Source organism: Streptomyces sp. PCS3-D2, assembly GCF_000612545.2.
Lineage (GTDB): Bacteria > Actinomycetota > Actinomycetes > Streptomycetales > Streptomycetaceae > Streptomyces.
Window position 1 is genome coordinate 3,056,279 of the sequence record NZ_CP097800.1, and the last position, 17,483, is coordinate 3,073,761.

The following is a 17,483-nucleotide window of genomic DNA, read 5'->3' on the forward strand; positions in this document are numbered from 1 at the left end:
ACGCACCGCTGTAACTAGGCTGACCGCATGACGATTCGCGCTGTGGTCTTCGACGTTGGCGAGTGCCTCGTGGACGAAACCAGGGAGTACGGCACATGGGCCGACTGGCTGGGAGTCCCCCGCCACACCTTCGCAGCGATGTTCGGCGCCGTCATTGCCCAAGGGCGCGACTATCGCGAAGTGTTCCAGCCCTTCAAGCCCGGCTTCGATCTGACGGCCGAGCGCGCGGCCCGTGCCGCAGCGGGTCAGCCCGAGCACTTCGACGAGTGCGACCTCTATCCTGACGTCCGGCCGGCCCTCACGGCACTGCGCGAGGCAGGTCTCTGGCTGGGCATCGCAGGGAACCAGACGGTAAGGGCCGGGGGAATCCTGCGCTCGCTGTTCGCCGATGACGTCGACCTCATCGGGACATCGGACGACTGGGGCGCCAGTAAGCCGAATCCGGAGTTCTTTGTCCGCGTCGCAAAGGTCGTCCCGTTCTCCCCGGAAGAGATTCTCTACGTGGGTGACCGCGTCGACAACGATCTCCGTCCGGGTTCCGCGGCAGGCATGCACACTGCACTCATCCGCCGCGGTCCGTGGGCAACGATCCAGTGGGACAGCCCTGAGGCGTTGGAACTGCCGACGTTCAGGGTCGAATCTCTTGAAGAGTTGCCGACCCGGATCGCCGACTTCAATTCGTCAAAGCGCTGACCACCGAACCCCATCCGTAAAGACGATCGTCGAGTTCGCGGACGCAGTGCTCGTGCTGCCACGGTGCGAGCGCGCGCCTGACGTCACGGACGCGTTCCAGCCCGGTCGCGTACCAGTGCGCTTCGAGCAGATCGAGAGCGCGCAATGCGTACTCTGCGGCTGCCCGCGGCTTACCCGCGGCAGCTTCGACCGCCCCCAAGTCACCGAGGATCACCGTGCGCTGCTTGTCGGATTCGGCAGGCAGCTCGGCCAGAGCACGGAGGAGGGTTTCCCGGGCTTGGGGCAGACGCCCCGCCTTGAGCTCGGTATTGCCCTTGAACGCGGCCAGTCTCACGGCCGAGAACCAGTCCATCCACTCCGGGCTCGCGTGCGAGCCTCCGCCGGCGAGCACGTCCTCGCCGTGGGCGATCAGGTTGAGCGCGGTCCGTGTGTTGCCACAGCGGGTCTCGCACTCGGCCTCGACCGCGTCCAGCCAGGCCAGGAATTCTACGGACGCCGGTGCCCGGCGGGCGTAGGTACGGGCTGCGATCATCCGCTCCGATGCCGCGAGCTGGTCCCCTGACCATCCCGGCACGAATGCCATGTGTGCCAGGATCGCGCTGCCGAGGAGCGGATCGTCGGCCTGCCCCGCTGCCTGCAGCGCCTGCACCCAGGTGTCTCGCGCGCGCTCGGGTACGCGTTGGTCGAAGAACTCGATCCGCCCTGCGAGGAGATGGCTCTCCGCCAGGGCGGCGGCCAAGGTCTGGTGTGTCTGTCCGGCTGTGGCGGGGAGCAAGGCCTCCCCGAGTCCTGCATGTGCGACGACGGCCGGATGGAGCGTGGCGGGCGCAACGCTCCAGTAGAGCTGCCGGTGGGCACGAGTGACCGCGAGGTAGTCCGATGCGACAGACGCGGGCTGCATGGCACTCTGGGTCCGGACCGCGCCGCGGGCGGGCGGCGCCAGGCGCGTGGGCGAAAGCCCGGGCTCGGCGGTCCCGGCACGCCCTTCGAAGCCAAGCTGGTCCATGCCCTGCCCCAGGAGCTCTTGGAGCGCGCGGCGGGCTTCAGGGTAGGGCCAGGGAGGTGTTTCGGACTCCCATCGTTGCACCTGCTTGATACCGACGTTCACGCCTCTGCGGGCAAGGGCGTCGATGAGGTCTTGCTGGGACCGGTATCCGGCGGCCAAGCGAGCCGCGCGTAGACGCGCGTTGCCCGTAGGACGTGGCATCTCATCCTCCTTGTGAAAGCGTGATGGCGCCACTGTCCCAGGACGTCGCATCCGCTGCCCGTGGTTCACCGCATCGAGCGCACAGAAGTCTCTTTATGCGACACCAGAAGTCCCGGAGAAGTCCTCGGCAAGCGACCTCTACGCGTCCAGTCTTGACTCACCACCGCCGCCAACAGGAGGGAGCACCCCGTGACGAGTCCCACCCCTCGCGGTGTTTGGAGCCTCGACGTCCCGGACAGTCCGAGCCTCGACTTCGCCGCGATGTGCCGGCCCAGTCCCGAGCTTCTGGCTCGTGCACAGGCCGGCTTCGCGCGCTTCAAGGCCACCGGAGAGGTTGAAAGCGATGAGTGAGCGGTACGAGTACGTTCCGCACCTACTCCTGGGGCGCCGTGTCCGCGACATCGCTTCCGGCGCCGAAGGCGAGTTGATGGCCGTGATCAACGAGAACGTCTCGAACTCCGGCCTCGAATGCTGGATGGACCTGGCCTACATTCGTGGTGCATCCGGGCGGGAGTTCACCACCTCGGCCGCCAACGTCGAGCCCGCGGACTGAGCCCCGGTCACGGGCCGACGTACTCGAAGACACCGCCGTGGGGGTGCCGCAGGACGGCCCGGTGGCCGTTGGGAGTGGGCTGAACGGGCACCACGACTTCGGCTCCTCCCGCCTGGGCCTCCTCGACCGCGACGTCAAGGTCCGCGACGACGAGCGTCGCCGCCACTCCCGCGACCCGCTGCACCGCCTCGTCAGGCCCGGCGAACAGCAGGAAGGGCCCGACGGCTGCCAGCTTGACGCCTGCGAAGGCGAACCGCGAGGCGGTCGCCCCGGTCAGCCTCTCGTAGAAGGGCACCGCAGCGTCCAGATCCTCAACCCGCTGCCGTATCACCACTGAGTCGATAGCCATGGCCGACATTGTCACCCAACGACCTTGTACAGAGCCTAAGTTGCTGCGACCACCCAACACCGGATCCCACCGGGCGCGGCGAGGGTGGAAGGTCTGGCAGGGGTGTGGGAAACGGGATGCACTCGGGCGGGGGCGGTGGGGCCGCGGAGGGGAAGGCGCTGGGGGCGCGGGTGCTCGTATCCGGCCCTACAGGTAGTCCTCCAGGCGCCCTATCCGGTAGCCCTGTTCCTGGATGCGCTGGAGCATGCGGGTCGTCATCTGGACCTCCGTCGTGCCCTTGAGCTCGGCGGGGCCCCGGAAGTGGGCCAGGATGATGTCACCGGGCTGGAGGGCGGAGCCCTGGGCGTACTGGAAGTTGTTGATCTGCATCGACACCCGCCACAGGAGGACGGACGAGACACCGCACTCCGAGGCGGCCCGGAGGGTGTCGTCGTTGTAGTTGCCGAAGGGCGGGCGGAAGAGCGGCGGGCGTTGGCCGAAGCGCTTCTCCAACCGGTCCTGCTGGCCGCATATCTCCTTCTTCTGCGCCTCGAAGGAGAGGGTCCTCAGGTTCGGGTGCGTCAGCGTGTGGTTGTTCACGGTGCTCGCCGAGCCGTTGTCGCGGAGCTTCTCGAAGTACCCGTAGTCCGACGAGGCCACGCTGTCGGTGAGGAACATACTGATCGGCAGCTTGAGGTCGGCGGCCATCCGGAGGAACTCGGGGTCCTTCTCCGCCCCGTCGTCGAAGGTCAGGAAGACCGTCTTCTCCCCGGCCGGCAGGGGTATTCGGTCTATCACCGGGACCTCGCCCGGAGCCGCCTTCGGGATCTGCGGCTTCTCGGTGGGCTTCGGCGCGTACGGGACGGGGGCCGTCAGGCCCCACTTCCGGTACGCCTCGTCGGACGCGCCGCCCGGCGCGGGCGCCGTCGGCGTCCCGGGCACCTGCGCCGATGCGGAGGGCGTCCCCGACGGTTCCTGCGCCGCCCCGCGGCCCAGCCGCTCGACGGGATCCACGCTCTTCCCGCACCCCGTCAGGGAGAGCGCGAGCGCGCCGGCCGCCAGCGTTCCGGCTACCAACCGGCGCGCGTACCTCACAAGTAGTCCTCCAGGCGAGCCACGGCATATCCCTTGTCCGTGACGGTCTTCATGACATGACGGATCATGTCAGGCATGGTGCCCTTCCAGTCCTCCTTGCCCCGGAAGTGCGTGAGGATGATGTCACCGGGGTGCAGGTCGCGGTCCCACTCGCGGTAGTCCATGCGGTTGGTGAACGCCTCGGCGTTCCACAGCGGGACGGCCTTGATGCCGCAGGACTTCGCCGCCTTGAGGGTGTCGTCGTTGTAGTTGCCGTACGGCGGCCGGAAGAGGGTCGGGCGCTTGCCGAAGGTCTTCTGGATGGTGTCCTGCTGGCCGCAGATCTCCCGGCGCTGCTGCTCGTAGGACAGCCCCGGCATGTAGCGGTGGTTGAGCGTGTGGTTGTTCAAGGTGACGCCGGCGGCCTGCATCTGCTTGAAGTACGGGTAGTTGTCCTTCACCAGGTAGTCGCTGAGGAAGGCCGTGTACGGGATCTTCAGTTCCTGCATCATCTTCAGGAACTCGGGGTCCTTCTCCGAGCCGTCGTCGATGGTCAGGAAGACGACCTTGTCCTCCGTGGGGACGGTGGTGAACACCGGGGGCAGTTCGTCCTCTTCGTGGTTCCACACCTCGAAGCCGTCGCGCGTGCTGATGTGGGGCTTCTCCTTCGGCGCCGCGGGGGCGGTGAGCGGCACCGTGCGCAGGCCCCACTTCTTCGCCGCGGCGACACGCGCCTGTTGCAGCGCCTTGGCCTTCTCGGCGGCGCTGAGGGCGCCCGCGGCACCCGCCTCCGAGCCCTTGGCGGCCTTCGTCTTCTCGGCCTTGTCCGGCCCGCCCGACTCTCCGGAGCCGCAGGCCGTGCCGAGGGCTGCTACCAGCAGGGCGGCCACGGCCACCCCGAACCGGCCGCGCGCACCCGCCGCGCACCGGTGACCCAGTTGCGTCTTATCTTCCCTTTGTCCGACTAGCTGCATAGCTGCGCATCCTGGCACCCGACACGCGGGCCTACGGGACGACACCGCGCACCGGGACGCGACGTTCCTCCGACCGGCCCACACAGCCCGTCGCCGACAATGGACCCGTGACCCCCGAAGACTTTGCCGCCCTCCTCACCCCCGAGGGCCGCTCCCTCCTCGACTCGCTCCGCGACTACGACCCCGCCCAGGAGCTGGCCGTGGCCACCCGGCTGCGCCGCGAGCACCCCGCCGGACTGGTGTCGGCGGCCCTCGGGCAGGCCAGACTGAGGCAGCGCGCGGTGGCGAAGTTCGGGGCCGAGGACGCCTTCCGGATGTACTTCACGCCCGGCGGCGGCGAGATGGCCACCCGTGCGTCCGTGGCCGCGTACCGGGCCGAGCGGCTGGCGGCCCTCGGCGTGCGCAGCCTCGCCGACCTCTGCTGCGGCATCGGCGGGGACGCCCTCGCCCTGGCCCGGCTCGGCATCCGGGTGCTCGCGGTGGACCACGACCCGCTGACGGCCGCCGTCGCGCGCGCCAACGCCGAAGCGCTGGGTCTGGCGGACCTGATCGAGGTCCGGGAGGCGGACGTGACCGAGGTGGACACCGCCGGCCACGACGCGGTCTTCATCGACCCGGCCCGGCGCGGGGGACGTGGGCGTATCTTCGATCCGGAGTCCTACTCGCCGCCGCTGTCGTGGGCCGTGGAGACGGCCCGTGCGGCGAGGTACGCGGCCATCAAGATCGCCCCCGGCATCCCGCACGAGGCGGTACCCACCGAGGCCGAGGCCGAGTGGATCTCCGACCAGGGGGACGTCAAGGAGGCCGTGCTCTGGTTCGGCACCACTCCCGGGACCGTGCGCGCCACCCTGCTGCCCGGACCCCGCGGGCTGCACACCGCCGATCCGCTGCCCGACCCGGAGGCCGGGCCGGTGGGCCGCTGGCTCTACGAGCCCGACGGCGCCGTGATCCGCGCCCATCTGGTGGCCGAGGTCGCCGAACGGCTGGACGGCCGGCTCATCGACCCGACCATCGCCTACATCACCGCGGACGAGCTGCGGGCGACGCCGTACGCGACCGCGTACGAGATCACCGACGTGCTGCCCTTCGGCCTGAAGAAGCTGAAGGCCCTGCTGCGCGAGCGCGAGGTGGGGATCCTGACCGTGAAGAAGCGCGGATCGGCGATCGAGCCCGAGGAGCTGCGCAGGAAGGTCAAGCCGCAGGGCCCGAACTCGGCGACGGTCTTCCTGACCAGGGTGGCGGGCGCCCCGTCGATGCTGATCGGCGCCCCGGCCGTGCCGCCTGCGGCGAAGCCCGGGCCCTGACGGGCCGCCGCGGGCGGCACGGGGCACGGACTCGAGGGGCGGAGCCGGGCGCCGGACCGGTACGCCCCTACGCCCCGTCGACCTCCACCGACTCGAAGCGCCAGCGGTGCACCGCGCGCGTGATCAGGTCGGCGGCCGGTTCGGGCAGTTCGGGCAGGTCGGCCGCGAGTCCCTCGGCCGCCTCCCACCAGGTGAGCACGAGTACCCGGTCCTGCGGCGCCCGGAACACCTCGCGGCGTACCGGGTCCCGGGCGAGGACCTGGGCGCGGGCCCACTCCAGCAGTTCGTTGCCCCGGCCGTCTGCGGCCCGGGCCTCCCACATCAGCGTGACGGTGCTCACGAGTAGAGGTTGCCCTTGCTGAGCTCGTGCACGTGGTCGTGGTGGTGACCGTGACCGTGCGGGTGGGCGTGGGCCGTCCCCGGCACGTGCGGGTCCGTGACCGGCAGCGAGGAGTCCGCCGACAGGTCCCAGTCCGACGCCGGCCGGTTGCGCTTGACCATCTCGGCGCCGAGCGCTGCCACCATCGCGCCGTTGTCCGTGCACAGCTTCGGCCGCGGCACGCGCAGGGTGATCCCCGCGGCGTCGCAGCGCTCCTGGGCGAGCGAGCGCAGCCGCGAGTTGGCCGCCACTCCGCCGCCGATCATCAGGTGGTCGACGCCCTCGTCCTTGCACGCCCGGATCGCCTTGCGCGTCAGCACGTCCACCACGGCCTCCTGGAAGGACGCCGCCACGTCGCGCACCGGCACCTCTTCGCCCGCGTTCCGCTTCGCCTCGATCCAGCGGGCGACGGCCGTCTTCAGGCCGGAGAAGGAGAAGTCGTAGGCGGGGTCGCGCGAGCCGGTGAGGCCGCGCGGGAAGTTGATCGCCTTCGGGTCGCCCTCCTTCGCGAGCCGGTCGATGACCGGGCCGCCGGGGAAGCCCAGCTGGAGCACACGCGCGATCTTGTCGAAGGCCTCGCCGGCGGCGTCGTCGATGGTCGCGCCGAGCGGCCGCACGTCGGAGGTGATGTCGGGGGCCAGCAGCAGGGAGGAGTGCCCGCCGGAGACGAGGAGGGCCATCGTCGGCTCCGGCAGCGGGCCGTGTTCCAGCTGGTCGACGCAGATGTGCGAGGCCAGGTGGTTGACGCCGTACAGGGGCTTGCCCAGGGCGTACGCGTAGGCCTTGGCGGCGGAGGTGCCCACCAGCAGCGCCCCGGCGAGGCCGGGTCCGGCGGTGACCGCGATGCCGTCGAGGTCCCGGGCGCTGACGCCGGCCTCCTTCAGGGCGCGGTCGATGGTGGGGACCATCGCCTCCAGGTGGGCCCGCGAGGCCACCTCGGGCACGACGCCGCCGAAGCGGGCGTGCTCGTCGACGCTCGACGCGATCGCGTCCGCGAGGAGGGTGGTGCCGCGGACGACGCCGACGCCGGTCTCGTCGCAGGACGTCTCGATGCCGAGGACGAGCGGTTCGTCAGCCATTGCTCTCACTGCTCTCAGTTCGTGCTTGTGCGGGGTCGGTCAGTCGCATGACGAGCGCGTCGACGTTTCCCGGTTGGTAGTAGCCGCGCCGGAAGCCGATGGGCTCGAAGCCGAAGCGCTCGTAGAGCTTCTGGGCGCGCGTGTTGTCCACGCGCACCTCCAGCAGCACCTCGGCGCATTCGAAGGCGGTGGCGGCGCGCAGCAGGTCGGTCAGGAGCCGGGCCCCGAGCCCGGTCCCCCACTGGTCGCGGGCGGCCGCGATGGTCTGTACGTCGGCCAGGTCGCCGGCGGCGGCCAGTCCGGCGTAGCCGACGAGGCGGCCGTCCGGGGTCTCGGCGACGACATAGCGGCGGGTGGCCTGCGGGCCGCGCGCGTGGGCCAGTTCGGACCAGAACATCCCGGCGGACCAGGCGTCCTCGGGGAACAGGTCGTGCTCCAGTTCCAGCACCGGCGCGATGTCCCACCAGCGCATCTCGCGCAGAACCGTCTCGGCCGTGGTCACTGCGGCGTGACCACCTTGTAGTTCTTGGGCACCTGGGCGTCGGGGCGCCGCAGGTAGAGCGGGGTCGGGGGGAGGAACTCCGCGCCCGCCGCCAGCCGTTCCGCGGCGAGGGAGGCCAGCGCGGCGGCCGACTGGTGCTCGGGGCCGCGCGCGTCCGGGAACACCTCGGGGTAGAGGAGTGCGCCCTGGCCCACCGCGGGCACTCCCGCGACCTGCTCGGCGATGTCCGCCGGGCGGTCCACGGAGGGCTCGCCGACGCGCGTGCGCGGGTCCTCGTAGCGTGCCCAGTAGACCTCCTTGCGCCGTGCGTCGGTGGCGACGGTGAAGGGGCCCTCGATCCCGGCGGCGCCCGCGGCGTAGGCCAGTCCGTCGAGCGTGCACAGGCCGTGCACGGGCACGCCCAGGACGGCGGCGAAGGTGGAGGCGGTGACGAGGCCGACGCGCAGTCCGGTGTAGGGGCCGGGTCCGACGCCGACCACGATGCCGGTGACGGCTTCGAGCTTCAGGCCGGCTTCGGCGAGGACGCGGTCCACGGAGGGGATCAGCAGCTCCCCGTGGCGGCGGGCGTCGACCTGGCCGGACTCTGCGAGGACGGACTCGCCGTCGTGCAGGGCGACGGTGACGGCGGGCGTGGCGGTATCTACAGCGAGCAAGAGCACGCGAACAGCCTACGACTCCGGCGGCCGCACCCCTTGCGCCCGGTCGTGGAGCGGGGCGGCTGCTACCTTTCGACCGAGAGATCACAACGGATCACGTCAGCGCGGAGAGGTGGAGCAAGGTGGCACGCAGCAGCTCGGGAATCGTGGCCGGGCTCACCGCCGCGGCGATCGCAGCCGTCGGCTTCCTCGGCTACCAGGCCTCCGCGACGGCGCCGGCGCATCCTCCGCGGGCGGCCGCGCAGGAACCGGCCCCGGCGGCGAGCCCGGCGGCCGCGGGCCAGCAGGACCCGGCGAAGCCGGCGCCCGTGCCCGAGTCTTCCGGCACGGGTGTGCGCGTCGTGTACGCGCTGAGCCAGAAGCGGGTGTGGCTGGTGGGGGACGCCGCGCAGCCGCCGCAGGAGCCGCAGTCGTTCCCGGTGGTGCCGAGCACCGTGCACCCCAAGCCCGGCACCTACATCGTCGGTTCGCGGTCGGGTTCGGTCACGGGCTCGGACGGGGCGCCGATCGAGCACGTGGTCCGGTTCGCCACCCAGGAGGGTGTGGCGGTCGGCTTCAGCGCCCGCGTGGACGGCACGACACCGGACCCCGACCCGAACAAGAAGACCGGCGGCATCCGCATGACGCGCGCCGACGGTGACGCGATGTGGGCCTTCGCGACGATCAATTCCAAGGTCGTCGTCATTCCCTGACGGGACGCGCCTCCTTCACCCGTACGGGCGACGGCCGCGAGGGCGGGAACCGGCGGGACGACCCCCGGGCCCCTCGCGGCCCCGTCAGGCCGCTTCCGACTCCGGGGCGGCCTGTTCACATACGACGCCCTCCGGCGCGCCCTCGCGCGGTGCGCACTCGTCGCGCGAAGGCGGCGTCGATACGGCGGTGGCGGCCACGCCGGCGGCGAGCAGCGCGTGCATGGAGACGGCGGACGGGCGGGGGTGGCGCTGCGCTCCTGCTGGTGCCGACATGGCTGCCTCCTGGACCCCGGGACACCGTACTTAGGCATACCTAAGAAACTCTCGGTACCATGTCATCACGAGGGCTGCCGCCGGCGCAATATCTTGCCGACGAGTTGTCGGTACGTTTACTTCGGGAGCGCTCCGGCCAGGGCCTGGAGGCCCGCCCCCGCGTCCCAGCGCGCCCCGACCCCGCGCACCGACACCTCCCGCACGTCGTCCAGGACCTCCTCGTGGCCGACGGCCCGTGCGATCACCACGTGCAGCCTGTCCTCGGAGAGCTCCTCGACCTTGCCGTCGCCCCACTCGACGACGACCACGGACTCGGGCAGCGACACGTCGAGGTCCAGGTCCTCCATCTCCTCCAGCCCGCCGCCGAGCCGGTACGCGTCCACGTGCACCAGCGCCGGCCCGCCGGTGAGCGAGGGGTGCACCCGGGCGATCACGAAGGTCGGCGAGGTCACGGCCCCGCGCACGCCCAGCCCCTCGCCCAGGCCGCGGGTCAGCGTGGTCTTGCCGGCACCCAGCTCACCCGTCAGCAGGACGAGGTCGCCGGGACGCAGCAGACCGGCGATCCGGCGGCCCAGCTCCTGCATGGCACCGGGGGAGTCGATGGTGATCCGGGTGTGCGCGCCGTGCCCGGACTCAGCTTCCGGTGCCTGGCTGCGCTGTGCTTCCAGCGGTACTTCTTCCATGCACGCCAACGTTAGTCGCTACCGGGACCGGCACCGCCCCGGTGCGGGCCAGCAGATCGGTCAGCAGCCGCGTCACGGTCTCGGGGCGCTCCAGCATCATCAGGTGCCCGGTGGACTCCAGCACGACGAGCTCGGCGGCCGGCAGCACGTCCTTGATGGCCGCACTGTGCCCGGACGGGGTGATCATGTCCTTGTCCCCGGCGATGACGGTGACCGGGATGCCGGCGAACTGCTGGAGCGCGGCGGTCTTGTCGTGGCTCTGGAAGGCCGGGTAGAACTCCGCGACGACGTCGATCGGGGTGCCCTCGATGAGCCGCTCCGCGAAGCGCGCCACGCCGGGGTCCACGTCGCCGGAGCCGAACGAATACATCCTGATCATGCCGGCGAAGAGGTCCGCGGTGGCCCGGCGGCCCCTCTCGACCAGTTCCACCTGCGATCCCAGCGCCTTCAGCACGCCCGGCAGGATCCTGCGCACGGCGCCCATGCCGGCGGCGGGCAGCCCGTAGGTCACCTCGTCGAGGCGGCCGCTGGAGGTGCCGACCAGGGCCACGCCGACGACGCGGTCGCGCACGAGGTCGGGGTACTGCTCGGCGAATCCCATGACGGTCATTCCGCCCATCGAGTGACCCACCAGGATCAGCGGGCCCTCGGGGGCGGCGGCGTCGATGACGGCCTTCAGGTCCCGGCCGAGCTGCTCGATGGTGAGCGGTTCGCCGTCCGCCTGGGCCAGGCCGCGTGCGCTGCGCCCGTGGCTGCGCTGGTCCCAGTAGACCGCGCGGACCACTCCGCGCAGGGCCGCCCGCTGGAAGTGCCAGGAGTCCTGGGCGAGGCAGTAGCCGTGGCAGAAGACGACGGTGGCCGGGGGTTCGGCCTTGCGGCGCAGCCGCCGCCGCTTGCCCTCCTCGGGGAGCTCGTCGACCTCGTAGTAGAGCTCGGTGGCGTCCTCGGCCCGGCAGGTCCCCTCGGTGCCGCGCAGGGAGCCGTAGTCCCCGGCCGTGTCCAGGGCCAGGCGCGCCTTCCGGCGCACGCCGCGTCCCACGGTGATCCGCTCGACCGCGACACCGGCCGCCGCGCCCGCCGCTATCACGCCGATGGCGGCGCCGGCCCAGCCGGCCCTGCGCCAGTTCTCGCTCACGCCGCCGCCCTCACTCCGCTCAGCCGCCGAGGTACACCCGGGGTACCCGTCCACCGATACGGGTGACGATCTCATACGCGATCGTGTGCGCGGCCCGTGCCCAGTCCTCGGCGGAGGGCTCACCGCGTTCCGGGTCGCCGAAGATGACGACCTCGTCGCCGGCGGCGACCCGCTCGCCCTCCCCGTCCAGGTCGACCACGAACTGGTCCATGGCGATGCGTCCGGCGACGTTCCGGACCGTGCCGCCGACGAGCACCGGACCGGCGCCCGACGCCTGGCGCGGGATGCCGTCGGCGTAGCCGGCCGGAACCAGCGCGAGGGTCGTCCGGTCGCCGGTGACGTGGTGGTGGCCGTAGCTGACCCCGTGCCCGGCGGGAACCGTCTTGACCAGCGCGAGGGAGGCCTTGAGGGTCATCGCGGGCCGCAGGCCCAACTGGGCCGGGGTGCCGAGCTCGGGCACCGGCGAGACGCCGTAGACGGCCACCCCGCAGCGCACCAGGTCGAAGTGCGACTCGGGCAGGGTGAGGGTGGCGGGCGAGTTGGCGATGTGCCGGACCTCGGGGTCGATCCCCTCCTTCTCGGCGTACGCGAGCATCTCGCGGAAGGCGTCGAGCTGGAGCTTGATCGAGGGGTGACCGGGCTCGTCGGCGCAGGCGAAGTGCGACCAGAGGCCGGTGACCTCGACGGCGCCTTCGGCCTGGGCGGCTACCGCCGCCCCGACCAGGGCCTCCCAGTCGGCGGGCTGGCAGCCGTTGCGGCCGAGGCCGGTGTCGGCCTTGAGGTGGATGCGTGCGGTGCGGCCGGCCGCGCGGGCTGCCTCGCGCACCTCGTCGAGGGCCCACATGCCGCTGACGGAGACGTCCAGACCGGCCTCGACGGCCTCCCGCCAGGGCCCGCCGGGGGTCCACAGCCAGCACATGATGCGGCCTTCGATCCCGGCGGCGCGCAGCGCGAGGGCCTCCTCGGGGGTGGCGGTCCCGAGCCAGGTCGCGCCGGCCTCCCGAGCGGCCCCGGCGCATTCCACTGCCCCGTGCCCGTAGGCGTTCGCCTTGACGACGGCCATGAACTCGGCCCGGGGCGCCCGCTCGCGCAGCGCGCGCACGTTCTCCCGGACGGCGTCAAGATCGATCTCGGCATACACGCGCGTCGGTGTCTCGTTCATCGTCCACAGTCTCTCAGAGTCCCCGCCCGGCCCTGGTGCCGACGGCCGAAGAGGCGGACAGCGGCGGCGGACGGCCCCGCACCGGCGCCCCGCCGAGCCCCCCGCCGAGCCCTCGCCGAGCCCCCGCACCGGGCCTCCACCCCCATCGGCCCTCCCGGGGAGCTGCCCGGCCCCCGCGCCTCACCCGCCGTCGGGGCCGGCCTCCCGGCGGGTGTCCCGCCAGGCGGCGGGGAGGGCCTCGGCCAGCTGGTGGGCCGTCAGGGGGCCGCCGGTGCGGCGGGCCGCCAGCCCGTGGAGGTACGCGCCCACCGCACCGGCGTCCGCCCCGGACAGCCCGCCCGCCAGGAGCGACCCGGCCAGTCCGGACAGCACGTCCCCGCTGCCCGCGGTGGCCAGCCACGGTGTTCCCGTCGGGTTCACCCGGACCGGCCGGCCTGCGGAGGCGACCAGCGTCGTCGACCCCTTCAGCAGAACCGTCGCCCCGTACCGCTCCGCCAGCCTCCGCGCGGCCGCCAGCCGGCCCGCCTCCACCGACTCCCGCGACACCCCGAGCAGCGCCGCCGCCTCCCCCGCGTGCGGGGTCAGCAGGGTCGGGGCGGTCCGCGCACGCAGCACCTGCGGGTCCAGTCCGCGCAGCCCGTCCGCGTCGACCAGTACCGCCGTGTCCCCGGCGAGGACGTCCGCGACCTCGCCGCCGCGCCCCTCCCCCAGGCCGGGACCGATCGCCCACGCCTGCACCCGCCCGGGTCCGATCAGCGTCTCGGGGTAGCGCGCCAGCACGGCGTCCGCCGCCGGGCCGACGTAGCGCACCGCGCCCGCGCCGCCGCGCAGGGCCCCCGCGACGGCCAGCACCGCCGCCCCCGGGTACTGCGTCGATCCGGCCACGATCCCGACGACGCCGCGCCGGTACTTGTCGCTCGATGCCGTCGGCTCCGGCAGCAGCCGCGCCACGTCCGCGTGCTGGAGTGCCTCCACCTCCGGCTCCGGCAGCCGCAGCCCGATGTCCACGAGGTGCAGCGCGCCCGCCCGCGAGGCCCCCGGGTCGATCAGCAGACCCGGTTTGTACGCCCCGAAGGTGACCGTCACGTCGGCCGTGACGGCCGTTCCCGCCACCTCCCCGGTGTCGGCGTCCACCCCGCTGGGCAGGTCCACGGCGACCACCGCGGCCCCCTGCGGGATCCGCTCCGCCAGCGCGGCGCCCGCGGGCCGCAGCCCGCCCCGCCCGCCGATCCCGAGCAGCCCGTCCAGCACCAGGTCGGCCCGCTGCGGCACGGTCCGCGCCAGCTGCCCGCCGGCGGCCCGCAGTGCGGCCACCCCGCCCGCGTGCATCCGTGCCGGGTCCATCGGCACGGCCGTCACCCCGGCCCCGCGCCGGGCCAGGCGCGCGCCGGCGTACAGGGCGTCGCCGCCGTTGTCCCCGGGGCCGACGAGCAGCACGACGCGTGCCCCGTAGACCCGGCCGCGGCGCCGCGTCAACAGGCCCGCGCACACGGCGGCCAGCCCGGCCGCCGCCCGCAGCATCAGGGCGCCCTCCGGCAGCCGGGCCATCAACTCCCGCTCGGCGGCCCGTACGGTCTCCACGCTGTAAGCAGTACGCATGGGGTCAACCCTCCGCGATCACCACCGCGGAGGCCACACCGGCGTCGTGGCTCAGCGAGACGTGCCAGGACTTCACCCCCAGCGCCAGCGCCCGCGCCCGCACCGTGCCCGACACCCGCAGCCGCGGCTGCCCGGTGTCCTCCACATAGACCTCGGCGTCGGTCCAGAGCAGGCCGGCGGGCGCGCCGAGGGCCTTGGCCAGCGCCTCCTTGGCGGCGAACCGCGCGGCGAGCGAGGCGGTCCCGCGCCGCTCGCCGCTCGGCAGCGTCAGCTCGGCCTCGACGAACAGCCGCCCGGCCAGGCCCGGCGTGCGCTCCAGCGCCGCTCCGAAGCGTTCGATCTCCGCCACATCGATCCCGACGCCGACAATCACGAGGCCTACCCCACTACCCGACTACTCCACGGTCACGGACTTTGCGAGGTTACGCGGCTGGTCCACCTCGTTGCCGCGGGCCGTGGCCAGTTCGCAGGCGAACACCTGCAGCGGCACCGTCGCCACCAGCGGCTGGAGCAGTGTCGGGGTGGCCGGGATGCGGATCAGGTGGTCCGCGTACGGGACGACCGCCTCGTCCGCCTCCTCCGCGATCACGATGGTCCGTGCCCCGCGCGCCCGGATCTCCTGGATGTTCGACACGATCTTGTCGTGGAGCACGGAGCGGCCGCGCGGCGAGGGCACGACCACGACCACCGGCAGGTCCTCCTCGATCAGGGCGATCGGCCCGTGCTTGAGCTCGCCCGCCGCGAAGCCCTCGGCGTGCATGTACGCCAGCTCCTTGAGCTTGAGCGCGCCCTCCAGCGCCACCGGGTAGCCCACGTGCCGCCCGAGGAAGAGCACGGTGTCCTTGTCGGCGAGGGAACGCGCGAGCGCCCGTACCGGCTCCATGGTCTCCAGGACGGTGTCCACGGCGGCGGCGATGTCCGACAGTTCGCGGATCACCGCCTCGATCTCGTCGCCCCACTTGGTGCCCCGGACCTGTCCGAGGTACAGCGCGACGAGATAGCAGGCCACCAGCTGGGTCAAGAAGGCCTTCGTCGAGGCGACGGCGACCTCGGGACCGGCGTGTGTGTAGAGCACCGCGTCCGATTCCCGCGGAATCGTCGACCCGTTGGTGTTGCAGATGGCCAGCACCCTGGCGCCCTGCTCGCGTGCGTGGCGCAGCGCCATCAGGGTGTCCATGGTCTCGCCGGACTGCGAGATCGCGACGACCAGGGTCCGCTGGTCCAGGATCGGGTCACGGTAGCGGAACTCGCTGGCCAGCTCCGTCTCGCACGGGATGCGGGTCCAGTGCTCGATGGCCAGCTTCGCGATCATGCCCGCGTGGTAGGCGGTGCCGCACGCCACGATGACGACCTTGTCGACCTCCCTGAGCACCGAGACGGGGATGCGCACCTCGTCCAGGCTCAGCGAGCCGCTCGCGTCGATCCGGCCCAGGAGGGTGTCGGCAACGGCCTTCGGCTGCTCGGCGATCTCCTTGAGCATGAAGTAGTCGTATCCCCCCTTCTCGGCCGCCGAGGCGTCCCAGTCCACGTGGTACGCCCGCACGACGGCCGCCGACCCGTCGAAGTTGGTCACCGCGACCCCTTCGCGGCGGAGCTCGACGACCTGGTCCTGCCCGAGCTCGATCGCGGACCGCGTGTGGGCGATGAACGCGGCCACGTCCGAGGCGAGGAAGTTCTCCCCCTCGCCGACGCCCACCACCAGGGGGGAGTTCCGGCGCGCGCCGACCACGACGTCCGGTGCGTCGGCGTGCACGGCCACCAGGGTGAAGGCTCCTTCGAGGCGGCGGCACACCTGCCGCATGGCCTCGGCGAGGTCGCCGGTGGCCGAGAACCGCTCCGCCAGCAGGTGGGCGACGACCTCGGTGTCGGTCTCGGAGTCCAGCCGGTGTCCGCGCTCGGCGAGTTCGGCCCGGAGCACGGCGAAGTTCTCGATGATGCCGTTGTGGACGACGGCCACGCGCCCCGCGTTGTCGAGGTGCGGGTGCGCGTTGACGTCGGTGGGCCCGCCGTGGGTCGCCCACCGGGTGTGCCCGAGTCCCGTGGAACCGGCCGGCAGCGGGTTCGCGACCAGTTCCTTCTCCAGATTGACGAGCTTGCCGGCCTTCTTGGCGGCGGCCAGGCTGTCGTCCGCGAGTACGGCGACCCCTGCCGAGTCGTAGCCGCGGTACTCCAGTCGCTTGAGTCCGGCGATGACCACATCGAGCGCAGACTGCGCTCCCACGTAACCCACAATTCCGCACATAGGGCGCAGCGTACGCCGTGGCCGGCCGTCTGCCCCGTAGCCGAACAAGACGAAAACCCCGCCCCGGCGCATCGGCCGGAGCGGGGTTGACGGTGCGTCGGAAGGGGCCTCAGCCGAGCTTCTTGGCCTGGGCCTCGACGAGGGCCTTCGGCTGCTCGGCGGTGCCGGCCAGGCTCAGGGAGGAGAAGGTGGCGACCGTGTTGCCCTTGCGGACGAGGACCAGCTGGGTCGTCAGCTTCTCGCCGTCGGCGTCGATTTCGACGGTGAGGGGCAGGGTCTCGTCGCCACCGGTGACGGCGGCACCGGGCGCGACCTTGGTGATCTTGGTGGTCTCGCCGTCCTGGGTGGCCGCGTAGCCGCCCGAGCACTTCTCGCTCGCGGTCTTCACCGCGGCGAAGGCCTCCTCGGCGCCCTTGGCCTCGTACGAGGCGAGGGTCACCGTGGTGGCCGTGGAACCGAGGGCGCCCGCGATCGCCTTCGCCGCGTCCTCCGGCGAGGTGCCGGTGGCGGGCTTCGGGGTGGCGATCGCCTTGGTGCGGGCCGTCCCGGAGGGGGTGCCGGCCGGGACGAAGGCCTGGGCCTGGACCAGGATCTTGCATTCGGGCTTGTCGCTGGTGGCGGTGGCGCCGGCGGCGGCCTCGGCGGGCGTGGACTCCTTGAAGGTGTGGTCCGCGAGGTCGGCCTGGGTCACCAGGAGCTTCGCCAGCTCCGCGTCGGTCTTGCCCTTGGCGGCGGGGGCCGCCGACGTCGCCGCGGCCTCGGACGGCTTGGCGTCCGCCTTGGTGTCGGCCTTGTCGGAACCGCAGGCGGTGGCCAGCAGGACCAGGGACACGGCGGACGCGGTCATGACAGAACGGCGAACAAGGGTGCTACGCACGAGAAGACTCCCCCACAGACAACGAAAACGGCACGCGGGAGCCGCACCCTCGACCGGGCGCGGCTCCGAAC

Annotated in this window: 20 protein-coding genes; 4 read left to right on the top strand and 16 right to left on the bottom strand. The window is 72.3% G+C overall.

Going from position 1 to position 17,483, the window contains the following annotated elements; translation table 11 throughout:
- The first annotated feature begins 27 nt into the window (after positions 1 to 27).
- On the top strand, positions 28 to 693 hold the full coding sequence (locus tag AW27_RS12885; RefSeq protein WP_078556116.1) for an HAD family hydrolase: 666 nt from the start codon (positions 28 to 30) through the stop codon (positions 691 to 693).
- Here the strand turns inward: AW27_RS12885 and AW27_RS12890 are convergent.
- Positions 674 to 1,900 carry an NsdA family TPR-like regulatory protein gene (locus AW27_RS12890; RefSeq protein WP_037918977.1) on the bottom strand — a complete coding sequence of 409 codons (1,227 nt, stop codon included), beginning with the start codon at positions 1,898 to 1,900 and terminating at the stop codon, positions 674 to 676. The genes AW27_RS12885 and AW27_RS12890 overlap by 20 nt on opposite strands.
- A gap of 343 nt (positions 1,901 to 2,243) precedes the next feature.
- Here AW27_RS12890 and AW27_RS12895 point away from each other — a divergent pair, with 343 nt between their 5' ends.
- Positions 2,244 to 2,453 (top strand): hypothetical protein, encoded by a 210-nt coding sequence (locus AW27_RS12895; protein WP_037918976.1) that lies wholly within the window; start codon positions 2,244 to 2,246, stop codon positions 2,451 to 2,453.
- A gap of 7 nt (positions 2,454 to 2,460) precedes the next feature.
- On the opposite strand, the gene AW27_RS12900 is transcribed toward AW27_RS12895, so the two are convergent.
- From AW27_RS12900 to AW27_RS12910, 3 genes are all read right to left on the bottom strand, one after another.
- Positions 2,461 to 2,802 carry a VOC family protein gene (locus tag AW27_RS12900; RefSeq protein WP_037919900.1) on the bottom strand — a complete coding sequence of 114 codons (342 nt, stop codon included), beginning with the start codon at positions 2,800 to 2,802 and terminating at the stop codon, positions 2,461 to 2,463.
- Between the two features lie 186 nt (positions 2,803 to 2,988).
- Positions 2,989 to 3,858, bottom strand: a complete 870-nt coding sequence (locus AW27_RS12905) for a polysaccharide deacetylase family protein (protein WP_037919899.1) — start codon at positions 3,856 to 3,858, stop codon at positions 2,989 to 2,991.
- A gap of 14 nt (positions 3,859 to 3,872) precedes the next feature.
- Positions 3,873 to 4,829, bottom strand: a complete 957-nt coding sequence (locus AW27_RS12910) for a polysaccharide deacetylase family protein (RefSeq protein ID WP_037918975.1) — start codon at positions 4,827 to 4,829, stop codon at positions 3,873 to 3,875.
- Between the two features lie 107 nt (positions 4,830 to 4,936).
- Between AW27_RS12910 and AW27_RS12915 the strand changes: the two genes are divergently transcribed.
- Positions 4,937 to 6,133: a class I SAM-dependent methyltransferase gene (locus AW27_RS12915; RefSeq protein ID WP_037918974.1), complete on the top strand. Its 1,197-nt coding sequence runs from the start codon at positions 4,937 to 4,939 to the stop codon at positions 6,131 to 6,133.
- Positions 6,134 to 6,200: 67 nt separating this feature from the next.
- Here the strand turns inward: AW27_RS12915 and AW27_RS12920 are convergent, their stop codons facing one another.
- Genes AW27_RS12920 through tsaB form a run of 4 tightly spaced genes read right to left on the bottom strand, consistent with a single transcriptional unit; the run spans position 6,201 to position 8,752 of the window.
- Positions 6,201 to 6,473 (bottom strand): hypothetical protein, encoded by a 273-nt coding sequence (locus tag AW27_RS12920; protein WP_236647545.1) that lies wholly within the window; start codon positions 6,471 to 6,473, stop codon positions 6,201 to 6,203.
- Positions 6,470 to 7,591, bottom strand: a complete 1,122-nt coding sequence (tsaD, locus tag AW27_RS12925; protein ID WP_037918973.1) for a tRNA (adenosine(37)-N6)-threonylcarbamoyltransferase complex transferase subunit TsaD — start codon at positions 7,589 to 7,591, stop codon at positions 6,470 to 6,472. The genes AW27_RS12920 and tsaD overlap by 4 nt, the downstream gene beginning before the upstream one ends.
- Entirely contained in the window at positions 7,584 to 8,063 is a 480-nt protein-coding gene (gene rimI / locus AW27_RS12930) for a ribosomal protein S18-alanine N-acetyltransferase (protein WP_030825893.1), read from the bottom strand. The genes tsaD and rimI overlap by 8 nt, the downstream gene beginning before the upstream one ends.
- A 26-nt stretch (positions 8,064 to 8,089) precedes the next feature.
- Positions 8,090 to 8,752 (bottom strand): tRNA (adenosine(37)-N6)-threonylcarbamoyltransferase complex dimerization subunit type 1 TsaB, encoded by a 663-nt coding sequence (gene tsaB, locus AW27_RS12935; RefSeq protein ID WP_037918972.1) that lies wholly within the window; start codon positions 8,750 to 8,752, stop codon positions 8,090 to 8,092.
- Between the two features lie 119 nt (positions 8,753 to 8,871).
- Between tsaB and AW27_RS12940 the strand changes: the two genes are divergently transcribed.
- On the top strand, positions 8,872 to 9,441 hold the full coding sequence (locus AW27_RS12940) for a hypothetical protein (protein WP_037918967.1): 570 nt from the start codon (positions 8,872 to 8,874) through the stop codon (positions 9,439 to 9,441).
- An 84-nt stretch (positions 9,442 to 9,525) separates the two neighbouring features.
- Here AW27_RS12940 and AW27_RS12945 read toward each other — a convergent pair whose 3' ends face one another.
- From AW27_RS12945 to AW27_RS12980, 8 genes are all read right to left on the bottom strand, one after another.
- Positions 9,526 to 9,714, bottom strand: coding sequence for a hypothetical protein (locus AW27_RS12945; protein WP_106967543.1), 189 nt, complete (start codon positions 9,712 to 9,714; stop codon positions 9,526 to 9,528).
- A 116-nt stretch (positions 9,715 to 9,830) separates the two neighbouring features.
- On the bottom strand, positions 9,831 to 10,397 hold the full coding sequence (gene tsaE, locus AW27_RS12950) for a tRNA (adenosine(37)-N6)-threonylcarbamoyltransferase complex ATPase subunit type 1 TsaE (protein ID WP_172671280.1): 567 nt from the start codon (positions 10,395 to 10,397) through the stop codon (positions 9,831 to 9,833).
- Positions 10,348 to 11,607 carry an alpha/beta fold hydrolase gene (locus AW27_RS12955; protein ID WP_078556113.1) on the bottom strand — a complete coding sequence of 420 codons (1,260 nt, stop codon included), beginning with the start codon at positions 11,605 to 11,607 and terminating at the stop codon, positions 10,348 to 10,350. Before AW27_RS12955 ends, tsaE begins: the two co-directional genes overlap by 50 nt.
- Positions 11,552 to 12,694 carry an alanine racemase gene (gene alr / locus AW27_RS12960; RefSeq protein WP_037918963.1) on the bottom strand — a complete coding sequence of 381 codons (1,143 nt, stop codon included), beginning with the start codon at positions 12,692 to 12,694 and terminating at the stop codon, positions 11,552 to 11,554. Before alr ends, AW27_RS12955 begins: the two co-directional genes overlap by 56 nt.
- A gap of 180 nt (positions 12,695 to 12,874) precedes the next feature.
- A complete protein-coding gene (locus AW27_RS12965) occupies positions 12,875 to 14,293 on the bottom strand; it encodes a bifunctional ADP-dependent NAD(P)H-hydrate dehydratase/NAD(P)H-hydrate epimerase (protein ID WP_037918962.1) in 1,419 nt (472 codons plus the stop codon).
- A gap of 4 nt (positions 14,294 to 14,297) precedes the next feature.
- Entirely contained in the window at positions 14,298 to 14,666 is a 369-nt protein-coding gene (locus tag AW27_RS12970; RefSeq protein ID WP_037918961.1) for a holo-ACP synthase, read from the bottom strand.
- A 21-nt stretch (positions 14,667 to 14,687) separates the two neighbouring features.
- Positions 14,688 to 16,535 carry a glutamine--fructose-6-phosphate transaminase (isomerizing) gene (glmS, locus tag AW27_RS12975; RefSeq protein ID WP_037918960.1) on the bottom strand — a complete coding sequence of 616 codons (1,848 nt, stop codon included), beginning with the start codon at positions 16,533 to 16,535 and terminating at the stop codon, positions 14,688 to 14,690.
- A gap of 109 nt (positions 16,536 to 16,644) precedes the next feature.
- Entirely contained in the window at positions 16,645 to 17,382 is a 738-nt protein-coding gene (locus AW27_RS12980) for a hypothetical protein (protein WP_052030274.1), read from the bottom strand.
- Positions 17,383 to 17,483 lie beyond the last annotated feature (101 nt).